The organism is Bacillus sp. FG16, from assembly GCF_057809515.1.
Genome location: NZ_JBMDKC010000143.1, coordinates 1 through 10,537 on the forward strand (window position 1 = coordinate 1; position 10,537 = coordinate 10,537).

Here is a 10,537-nt window from a genome sequence, read left to right on the forward strand (position 1 = left end):
TAAGCAGTATAGACACTTTTATCGATGTTAAAACATTAAACGGAACTTATATAGAAGGGGAAGCAGTAAAAGAAAAAACACGCGCTATACTTATTAATCTTGAGAATAATAAACAAGAATATATGGGCAAAAAAAGAACCTATCAAGTTACTTCAACGGGATTAAACAAAATAGAGTAACATGAAAAACATTCTAATTATTAGTTAGATGCAAATAGTCGTTCATTATGAACGGCTATTTGGCTTTTATTTAAAGAGAAGTGAAATGAAAAGATTCTCTCTTTTGTATATACTCTCGTTGCTATCAACTGCTACATTCTTTTATCAGGAGAAAATAATTTTAAAAATGTGCTTGAGAATTGATACATGTTTAAGTGCTATAGATTTGAGAAAAAAGAAACAGAATAGTAAGGTATTTGTTGATAAATCAACTTTTGTATTACAATATTTTACATATTTAGTATGATGTATATGAGTTCTGTATATTAAGGGAGGAATGGGAATGAAAAGGTTCATAACACGTGTAAGTGGTAATGCAATCTCAAAAAAGTTAGTTTTAATGGTGTTGTCGATGGTTTTAATGATATTGATGATTACCCCATCGAATGATGTATCGGCAGCCAACCTATCAAAAGCAGGTTCACTAAAAGGCGTGAATTTATTTAATGGAAGTTGGACAGTTGCTATCCAGGCAGCAAATTTACAATATGTTTCCGCTGAGCCTTTTGGAAATGTAATAGCAAATCGTAATGCAGTTAATGAATGGGAGAAATTCGAATTAATTCCGACTGGGGAATTATATACGTACGCTTTAAAAGCTAAAAGTAATGGGAAGTATGTTTCGTTTGAGCCAAATGGTAGAGTAGTAGCAGATCGTACATCAATTGGGGCATGGGAAAAGTTTATCTTATATAATGGTGGAGACAATAGGATATATGTATTACAAGCACTAAGTAATGGTAGATATATATCAGCAAATGGTGGTAGAGAATTAACAGCTACTAGTTATGTAGCTGGAAGCTGGGAAAGATTTGTTATTGTATACTTCTAAACTTTGAAGTGTTATATATTTAAATGATAATGGCATGTTTAGTTTTTATAAACACCTTAATACAATAAAGTGTTAAGTATTTAATACAAGTGTATATTAACATGTAAAAGGGCTGCAAGTAATTAGCAGTCCTTTTTACATGTTAAATAAGGACTTACTGAGGTTATAATGAAAAGAAAAAGAACCCTATAGGGTTCTTTTTCAAGGCATATTAACAGTAAGGAGAATCATGAAATGCTACTTCAAATCTTTATTAGGGGAAAGATTTTGAATAAGCTTAACATACATCTATTTTTACATAAATGTAATATATAGTAAATTGATAATGTTTATACTTACTATTACTAATATTCAATTAAGATAATTAACACTATTTGTATAGTGTTAATTAAGTCTGTATTTAGAAAACTAATAATAGTCCCCAAGTTGGTTATATATGTATAATATTATATTATATTTGCTAAAAGAGCTTATAGATATATCATTTTAAAAATTAATTAACATTTAAACAATTTTAACTGAAATTGGGTGTGTATTATCTAAAAGCAAATAAAATAAACAAAGACCCTGTAATTATTGTAGTAAGGTACATAGAACTAAAACCAAGATATTCTTGCGAACTCAAAAAGCCTAAATTCCTTAATTTAGGCTTTGACGCTATGTCATGGATTACAATCGGAATGGAATCGGGCATATCTACTACAACAGAGTTATAATTTCTTCAGCTCATTAAATTAGAAACTGGTGTTTGATTAACGTAGTTGAATTATTTCTCTTTTAAAAGAACGGAAAGATTTTTTACGTTAGCATTTTTTACATAATAATTATTTAAGAGAAAAAATACTACTGAGTAATGCTATTAAATCCCAGTCTAATTTCTAATGGTCCCAGTATCTTTTATTTTGACGTGCGTCTTTACATTTATTTTAGCCTCTGCTAACGCTTGCAACCAATCACCTTTTACTTTTTTCCACTCTTTATATTGAAATGCTCTAGCATATAGGGATAATCCGATTGGATCAATTTTATTCTGCTGTATTTCATACAACATATTTTGTAAATTATTATTAATTTCTTTTTGAATAGCCCTTTTTAAATTATTTATATTTTTTTTATTATCATAGTGCCCCTTAATTAAATTCGCATTGGTTTTTTCTATTAAAGCTACATTAGCATATATATCGAGATTAAATACAAACTTTCCGTTTTGAAAATTAACAACTACCTTCCTTGTCGCGTTCTGTACGAAGATAGAAGTGTTTGTTTTTTTGTTGGACTTTTTAGGAGGAAGCGCAAGGTGTAGTATCATTCGCCCGCTACTTTTTTGCTTATTTATAAGATTGAAAAATTTAACATCTTTTTTAGGGATATGAGTTAAATATTTCCCTTTTCGATTTAAAAATGCAATTCCTACTGTGTCGATTTCATTCTTTGTTTTTTTGATAATTGGAACAGCTTGCGTCATTCCTTCTTCATTTTGTTCTCTCATTAATTGTTGAATTGTAGAAGAGACGGATTGGTTATTTTGAATTGACGATTCAATTACACCATTTATATAAGATGAAAGTGATGGTTTACTAGGCTTATGAATTTTAAAAATTTCTTCTGCAGGTCCATCTACAAGTACTACTTTAGCATTAATGGTAGCGTAAGGATCACGGTAAGAAGAATCAAGCTCCTGCAACCAATTTGCTTCTTGCGCTAATTTTTTCCCAATTAAAATGATTTCAGCTTTGGAAGCTGTCATAAAGCCCGTTAACTTCGTGTCTATCTTACTGAATCCAGTATATACAGTTGATGCTTGTGTCCAATGTTCTATAGTACTTTTTTGCTGTTTATGATGAAAGAGTGGTATGCTTGTTCCCACTTTTATATCTCCATTAGGGGTTCTATCCAAGCCAATTAACAGGATTAATGAAACCTTCTCAAGAGGAATTCTCTGACTACAACCAATTATATATACACAACAAATTACAATCCATATCCATTTTCGAATCAAAGTTGTTTCCTCCTAGTAATCCAAGTAAAAAGAATACTGTAAGTGAAAAATAAGATTGGTAATAGAATAAAGAAAACGACATTTAAGATATCCATAAGAGAATATATAAACAAATATTGATCCACATCAGGATTTAGGAAAATAAATAGGCCAACTATAAATAACATAAAAGCAAGCAGCACCCAATTGCGGGCGTTTTTTTGAAGTGAAATGGTCACAGATTCAAAACTGAAAAATAAATACGGATATATCGTAGTGGAAAATACAATTAAATAGTAAGCGATATATATAATTTCTAATCGTTCCATGAAAGAAAAACGAACCCCTTTTAACAGATGAAATACTGGCCAGATTACGTCTTTTATCCCCTCTAGACTAAAGTATATATAAGAAAGAATAGTAACATATAGATAGAAAAACATGGTTCCAGTATTCGCTATTAGTAGTCCTTTTATGGCTTTTTGTTTTTTTTGTAAGAATGGGTATATATAATATGCAATTTCTAGCCCAGCATAAGGAGTAATGGTTTCTTTTGTTGCTTTTACAATAGGGTATAATCCTTCTTTAAATATAGGTAGTAGGTGTAAAGGATTGTAGTTAGTCTTTAGTGAAAAAAGAAGAAATAGTGGCATCCAAGTAGTGAAGAAGAAAACAAGCATAGAATAACTAGTAAGAGCCCTTAACCCACTCAGGGCTAAAATAATGAAAGGTAATAGTAATAATATGGTGATTTGATAAGCAGGAGTGGAAGGGAATATCCACACTTTTACAATATCAGTTGCCTTTAATAAAGTATTAAATCCAGCAAAAAATAGATAAAAGGCATATGCAAGAAAAAGAATTGTCCCTATCCATTTACCAAAGTATGTTTTTAAGATTTGTGAGAAATTTTTGTTAGGATTTTTTTGTAACATTAATATAATAAATACACCGATTATAGAAGTAACTATCCATCCGAGAATGATCGAAATCCAGCCATCTGTACCAGCAGTAGTAGCAAGTGGGCTTGGCATAATTAACATACCAGATGCAAGTTGCAGCGAATGAATGAAAATAATAAATTCGAATAAAGTTACTTTTTGGAACTTAAGATTCCCCATGTTAACCACCTTCTTTTTTCTTTCTTTGTTTCGGCTGTCCTGTACTCGAGCGGGTGGTAATCATCGAAATAGGAAATCTTACAAAAGAATCTTTTAGCTCTTGGAGACGAAATGGTGCGATTGGCATGCCGTATGGTGAACCATAGGAAGTTAGTGAAACAAAATGAGCAAATAAGAGCATTAATCCACTAACAATACCGACAATCCCATAAAAGTAGGCCAATAACATCATTGGAAAACGGATAAGGCGTATAGAACTTGATAAATCATAATTAGAAACAATAAATGAAGCAATGGCTGTAATAGATACGATAATAACTATAACGTTACTAACAAGACCAGCTTGAACAGCCGCCTGTCCAATTACAATCCCTCCAACGATCCCAATAGTTTGTCCAATTGGTTGTGGTAAGCGAATACCAGCTTCACGTAGCATTTCTAGTGTAATTTCCATTATAAAAGCTTCCAATAAGGGGGAGAAAGGGACTTTGACTCTTGATGTTGCAATAGAAGTGTATAAGTCTATAGGAATAATTTCAAAGTGAAAAGAGACTATAGCAATATAAAATGCGGGTAAAAAAATAGCTATAATAAATCCTGCAAATCGTAATAAGCGAAAAAATGATGCGATGAGCCAATGAATATTATAGTCATCTGGGGTTTGGAAAAATCCAATCAAATTCATAGGAACAACCATTGCACCAGGGGATCTATCCATTAATACTGCTACTTTCCCATCAAGTATATGATTTGAAATGGCGTCTGGGCGCTCGCTTAAATAAGCCTGTGGAAAAGGAGTCCAATTTTGATCTTTTGTATAATTAGATAGCTCTCCAATACTTAATACCGCATCTGTTTTGATTTTACAGATTCTAGTTTCAATTTCTTGGACTACATCTGCGTTTGCTACATCACCTAAGTAAATTAAATAGACTAAAGAAGTGGCTCGTTCTCCAATCGTCAGCTTTTTGATTTTTAACTCTGTAGAAGGAATATATCGACGGATAAGACCTATATTTTTTGTGGCATTTTCAATAAATCCATCATGGGATCCTTTAATAGTAACTTCTGAAATTGGCTCTTGAATTGCTCTCTCTGCCCAGCCTTTTGTATTTATTAGAAGTGACCGCTTTTCTTTCTCCATAAACAGTACACATTGCCCCTCAAGTAATCCTTCTTTAATTTCATTCCATGTATATACTATTTTGGTATGAGTAGCAATAATATTAGAATTAAATATTTGACTGTCTTCATTTACTTCTTGTAATAATGGTGTAACAACATTGGTTTTTAATGCAACACCATCTGTAAGGCCTTCAAAATAATATAGTAAAATATTCGTGTTTGTTTTTAATTGCAAAGGATGTTCAATTAAATCTGCACTAATATCAAAGATATTATCTAGTGTATTTTTAAGTTGTTTTAAGTTACTTGTTTGGATCTTTTCAATGGTTTTATCTGTCTTAGTTTCTAAGGTCTCTTCATGTAAGGACAAAATTGACACCTCTTTAATATATAACGATTAGTTGTATTTATTATTTTTATATGATTGAATTTTATTCACTAATTTAAACTAATTGAAGATAAGAATTAATAAATTTGATGTGCTATATTATTAATTCAATAATTGAGAGCAAAAAGTAGATGTAATTTGTGTGGAAATGTAAGTATTAAGATAGAATTGAAATTTGAATGATTATAATAAAAAGAACCCTCGATAGGTTCTTTTTATTTGGTAAATATGTTGTCAACAATAGATGGCGATAAAGGTAGTAATTTAGATGTCTTTATGTTAATCAGCTAAATTTTGTAGGAAGAATTCTTTTTTCATACCTTAATACTCAATGAAAAAGGATATTTCATTTATTTGGATGTTCTAGTGTATTTGAATTTTGCGCACCAACAAATTTTGTTTAGGGACAAAATGCATTTTCTTAATTATCAGAAAAAACAGCGCAACAAAATTCCTATTCATTATTTTGGTAGGTATCAAATATTTCTTTGGCCTTATTTTCTTGATATTACCGTACGTTTATATGTTTCTAAGGGAAAGAAATACTTTCATTTTTATTACCATCTATTGTTTGATTAAGATGGTAACATGAAAGTGAAACGTTTACAACCAGAAAATAAAGAAAAAATATTAAAATGCGACTTTTTTCGACAATTATTCTATGTTTATATTTAATTTTATTATAGGAAAAGGCGGAGGGAAGCGGACCTTTTCCTATAAACTGTTTTGTTGGAATTAGAAATAACTAAAAAAGTAATAATAGCTTAAAAGGAAAATGAAATTCAATGATAAAGTTATTATTGAATTTGTGAACCTCAGGTATCTTGAAAGTATGGTCAAATTTTAATCCACTTTGCGTTTCTTCCTTTTGTAACTAGCTTAATATGGCCAAACAGTTGCAAGGAATTTAAAGCCTTACTGATTGTACTCTCTGCAATGTCTGGATAAGTGTTACGAATACTTTCCTTGGTAAAGGGTTGTTTTTGTTTAAGTATAAAATCCTGAATTCTCTCAACTTTAGTATGTTTACATATAGAATCTAGAACTGTGTTATGAAGATCTTTGTAAGCCTCTAATATAATTGTTAAAAACGTTTTTAACCAAAAGCTATTATTATGTTCCTCGCAGTACCAATTCACCGAAGATTTATAAATCGAATTGTAATAATCAGATTCATGTTTCTTAATATATTTATCCAAACATACATATTTTACAAATGTGTGTCCACTCCTAATTAACAGCAATTGCATTAACATAAATGCCAACCTGTTATTACCTTGATTGAAAGGGACTATGCAATAAAAATTTAATATAAAACGAGCTATTAATAAAAGTGAATGAAGCCCCTTACTAGTATTTAATGAGTTGTATTGATCACATAATTGCTCCATAAACTGTGGAATAAGTTCATGCGGAAGAATGCGGTAACTATTCAAGTGCATTCCATGTTCTGGAATTCCTGGAATAATAAAAGGTTTTTCACGCCATTTGGCACTGTCAGAGGTAATGTAATGTATTAGTTGAAAATGTAATTCCTGTATAGTTGCTGGATTGATTAATAAAGTACAGGAGTTTTTATGTACAAAAGAAAGTGTTTGATAATAGCAAAAAATAGCATCTTCCGAAATATTTTGAGGTACGATATCATCTAAAATAAGTTCTTTTAATCTTTTATTAGGAACTTTTATATCCTCGTAAATAGTTGTGAAATTTTTTATGTAATGTAGTGGTATAGTTTTTTCTAAGCTATTAAATATGTCCGGGTTTTGTTCCTGATAAGCAGCTAATTTTCCTTTGAATTCGCTAATTTCACTTATTAAATTTATTAACCTCCTTTTCAATTCAATATTTTTATACTTATCATCAAAAAAGTCTCTCATTTTTGTTCCCCCTGTAACCCCTTAACGCGTTGTTGCATATATCTTTCCATTCTAAAGGTATTCCACGACATCATTGTAAAATAACGACATTTTCGTTCTGATTTTAAATATATATCAGAATCAATATTTTTATTTAACAATTAAAACATGGAAATTATAAAGAAGAATCGTTAGGATTCAATTTTAATAGGCATAATCCTAACATCAAATGTACAAATGTACAATAAAAAAATAAAAAATATAAAACTATTGACTCTTTTGAAAGATTATTTAAAAGAATTTTAAGAAATTGTAGGTATAGAGGTGCTTTAGTTTAGCGGTAAATATTGAAGTGGTAATAAAGTTTTCATAGCTAATCAAAAAGTAGATAAACTATTAATTTGTGACAATTATGTGTCTAATCTATTATATATTTTTATGAGAACTCTAAAATTAAATCCTAAAGAGCTAAATTTTCTATATTTATCATAAAGATTAGAAGAGGCGTGTTGATGAAATATATCATTTTATATAAAAATATGTAACGTTTAATACTCGTATTGTAAAATATTTTGACATACGTTAATTTAAATATTAGGTACAGGAACATTTAATAAAAACTCAGTACTAAAGTACCCTTTAAACGTTCCACCCTAAGAACGTTTCTCAAGCACACTGAAGTTCATCCTTTGTTTCTGTACCTTATTAGATAAAAATAACACAATAAATTATTAAAATATGATAATTAAAATTGGATTTTTAAATCATTTCTCTTTTCTTGGACATTAATAATCTCTTAATAATCTGTTTAAAGTAAGGAAATACAGGATAGAAAATGGCTATTAATAAAGAAAATATAGTTAAGCAGCTAGATACCTTAAGTTATTGTATGAGTAATTAAGCGTTAGTTTGAATTAGTAGGAGTATTATATGTGTTTGTTAAAAGGCTTGTTTTATTTGATTTGTTACTATTAATTTATGAATTTTAACATCTAGAAGCTAGTCAATATATAGATAATATTAGTTATGTGGGTTTTAACCTCAAGTGTATATGTTTAAGGTTAAAGGATTTGTGGTGGTATAAAAGAAGTGAAAGTCTGGAAGAAACGGATATAATCGGTTTCTTCCAGACTTTTTTTGCTTTTTTGTAATATAAAAAATTTATTTTTCCTACATGATTTAATTATCTGTTTTAATATTTGAATTTTTTGTGAAATTAAACGGAGTTTTTAGTCTTCTTTAAATACATAATGTTACAAAATAGCGTAATTGTATTTACTTTATTTTTATAGGAGATTAAAAATAATAATAAATGTACCAATTTATGAGAGATATTAATATATTAATTGGTGATTTGTTCGTTTATCCCTATATTGCTATTATATTAGCGAGAACAATATATTGGGGGGACAAGAATGAATTTGAAATTAACATCTAAATTGGAAAGATTAAGAAAAAGTAAAAAAGGAATTGGTGCTTGTGTTCTGGCTGCAGGGATGACGGCAATTACAATGATTCCTCAAAGTGCGTATGCACATGGGTTTGTTGAAAAACCGAGTAGTCGTGCTGCTTTATGTAGTCAGAATTATGGGGCATTAAATTTAAATTGTGGAAATGTAATGTATGAACCTCAAAGTCTAGAAGCACCTAAAGGGTTTCCAGATGGTGGACCGATTGATGGTAAAATTGCTTCGGCAGGAGGATTATTTGGAGGAACTCTTGACCAACAAACAACAAATCGTTGGTTCAAAAACACAATTAAGGGTGGAGCAAATACATTTACATGGAAATATACAGCTGCACATCTTACAAGTAAATGGCATTACTACATTACAAAAAAGGGATGGGATCCTAATAAACCATTAACGCGTGCTGAATTAGAACCAATTGGAACTGTGAAACATGACGGTTCGGCTGCATCAAATAATTTAACACATACAATTAATGTACCAACTGATCGTAATGGTTATCATGTTATTTTAGCTGTATGGGATGTAGCAGATACGTCAAATGCCTTTTATAATGTAATTGATGTAAATTTAGTAAATAATGAAACACCTGATACAGTAGCTCCAAGTCAACCAACTGAATTAAATGCCTCTAAAGTTTCTGCCAATAGTGTTGAAATAACATGGAAGGCTTCTACTGATAATATAGGTGTAAAAGAATATCAAGTGTTACGTAATGGAGAAGTAATTGATACGGTACCAGGTACAACTTTTATTGATAAAAAGTTAAAAGCAGATACGGAATATACCTATACAATAAAGGCATTAGACTCTGCTGGAAACATATCAAAAGAAAGTGAAAAACTAAAGGTTAAGACAACACATGCAATCCCAGATAAAGAGGCTCCGACTCAACCAAAAGGATTACATAGTATGGGTACAACAGCGACAACTGTTGATTTGATGTGGAGTCCATCAGAAGATAATGTAGATGTTGACCATTATATTGTATATAGAGAAAGCGCTGGGGTTATGAATAAAATTGGGACATCAGCTAATACATCCTTTATAGATAAAGGTTTGAAGGCTAATACATCGTATAAATATGTAGTGACAGCGGTTGATTTAGCTGGAAATGAATCTAGTAGAAGTGATGTTTTGAATGTAACTACTAAGTTAGAGGATTCCACATATGAAAAATGGGATGCAAGAAAAGTATATACTAAAGGTGATAGGGTAGTACATGAGGGAAAAGTGTATGAAGCGGTTCAAGATCATCAAGGAAATGGCGACTCAAATTGGATTTTTGCCTTATCGCTTTGGAAGCCAGTTTTGAATAAATGATAAGCTGAAAAAGGTAGCTAACAATTTTGGATTTCTCTTTAAAAATTAAGGGCCGTTCCAAATATAATTATCTAATGGATTAAATGATATGTTAATAAAGTGAAAATTTAATCGCCATCCTAATATTTACGAAATGAAATCAAAAAAGAATCCCAATGGGATTCTTTTTTTCAGGCTGTGGAGAAAGTCTTCTCTACAGCCTGTTTTTGTGTCTGAACCTCTTT

6 protein-coding genes are annotated in these 10,537 nt (G+C 30.4%); 2 read left to right on the plus strand and 4 right to left on the minus strand.

All coding sequences use genetic code 11. From position 1 onward, the window contains the following. Positions 1 to 501: 501 nt before the first annotated feature. Positions 502 to 1,050 (plus strand): fascin domain-containing protein, encoded by a 549-nt coding sequence (locus tag ACODS7_RS29395; protein ID WP_016080744.1) that lies wholly within the window; start codon positions 502 to 504, stop codon positions 1,048 to 1,050. Positions 1,051 to 1,921: 871 nt separating this feature from the next. Here ACODS7_RS29395 and ACODS7_RS29400 read toward each other — a convergent pair. From ACODS7_RS29400 to ACODS7_RS29415, 4 genes are all read right to left on the minus strand, one after another. Further along, complete coding sequence (locus ACODS7_RS29400; protein ID WP_016080745.1) at positions 1,922 to 3,049, minus strand: Ger(x)C family spore germination protein; 1,128 nt, start codon at positions 3,047 to 3,049, stop codon at positions 1,922 to 1,924. Further along, positions 3,046 to 4,149: a GerAB/ArcD/ProY family transporter gene (locus ACODS7_RS29405; protein ID WP_243169267.1), complete on the minus strand. Its 1,104-nt coding sequence runs from the start codon at positions 4,147 to 4,149 to the stop codon at positions 3,046 to 3,048. The genes ACODS7_RS29400 and ACODS7_RS29405 overlap by 4 nt, the downstream gene beginning before the upstream one ends. 1 nt (position 4,150) lies before the next feature. Next, positions 4,151 to 5,644: a spore germination protein gene (locus tag ACODS7_RS29410; protein WP_243169268.1), complete on the minus strand. Its 1,494-nt coding sequence runs from the start codon at positions 5,642 to 5,644 to the stop codon at positions 4,151 to 4,153. A gap of 854 nt (positions 5,645 to 6,498) precedes the next feature. After that, entirely contained in the window at positions 6,499 to 7,542 is a 1,044-nt protein-coding gene (locus ACODS7_RS29415) for a Fic family protein (RefSeq protein ID WP_016080748.1), read from the minus strand. A gap of 1,394 nt (positions 7,543 to 8,936) precedes the next feature. Here ACODS7_RS29415 and ACODS7_RS29420 point away from each other — a divergent pair. Beyond that, the gene (locus ACODS7_RS29420) at positions 8,937 to 10,313 is read left to right on the plus strand and encodes a lytic polysaccharide monooxygenase (protein ID WP_029442943.1); all 1,377 of its coding nucleotides are present in this window, start codon (positions 8,937 to 8,939) and stop codon (positions 10,311 to 10,313) included. The last annotated feature ends 224 nt before the right edge of the window (positions 10,314 to 10,537 follow it).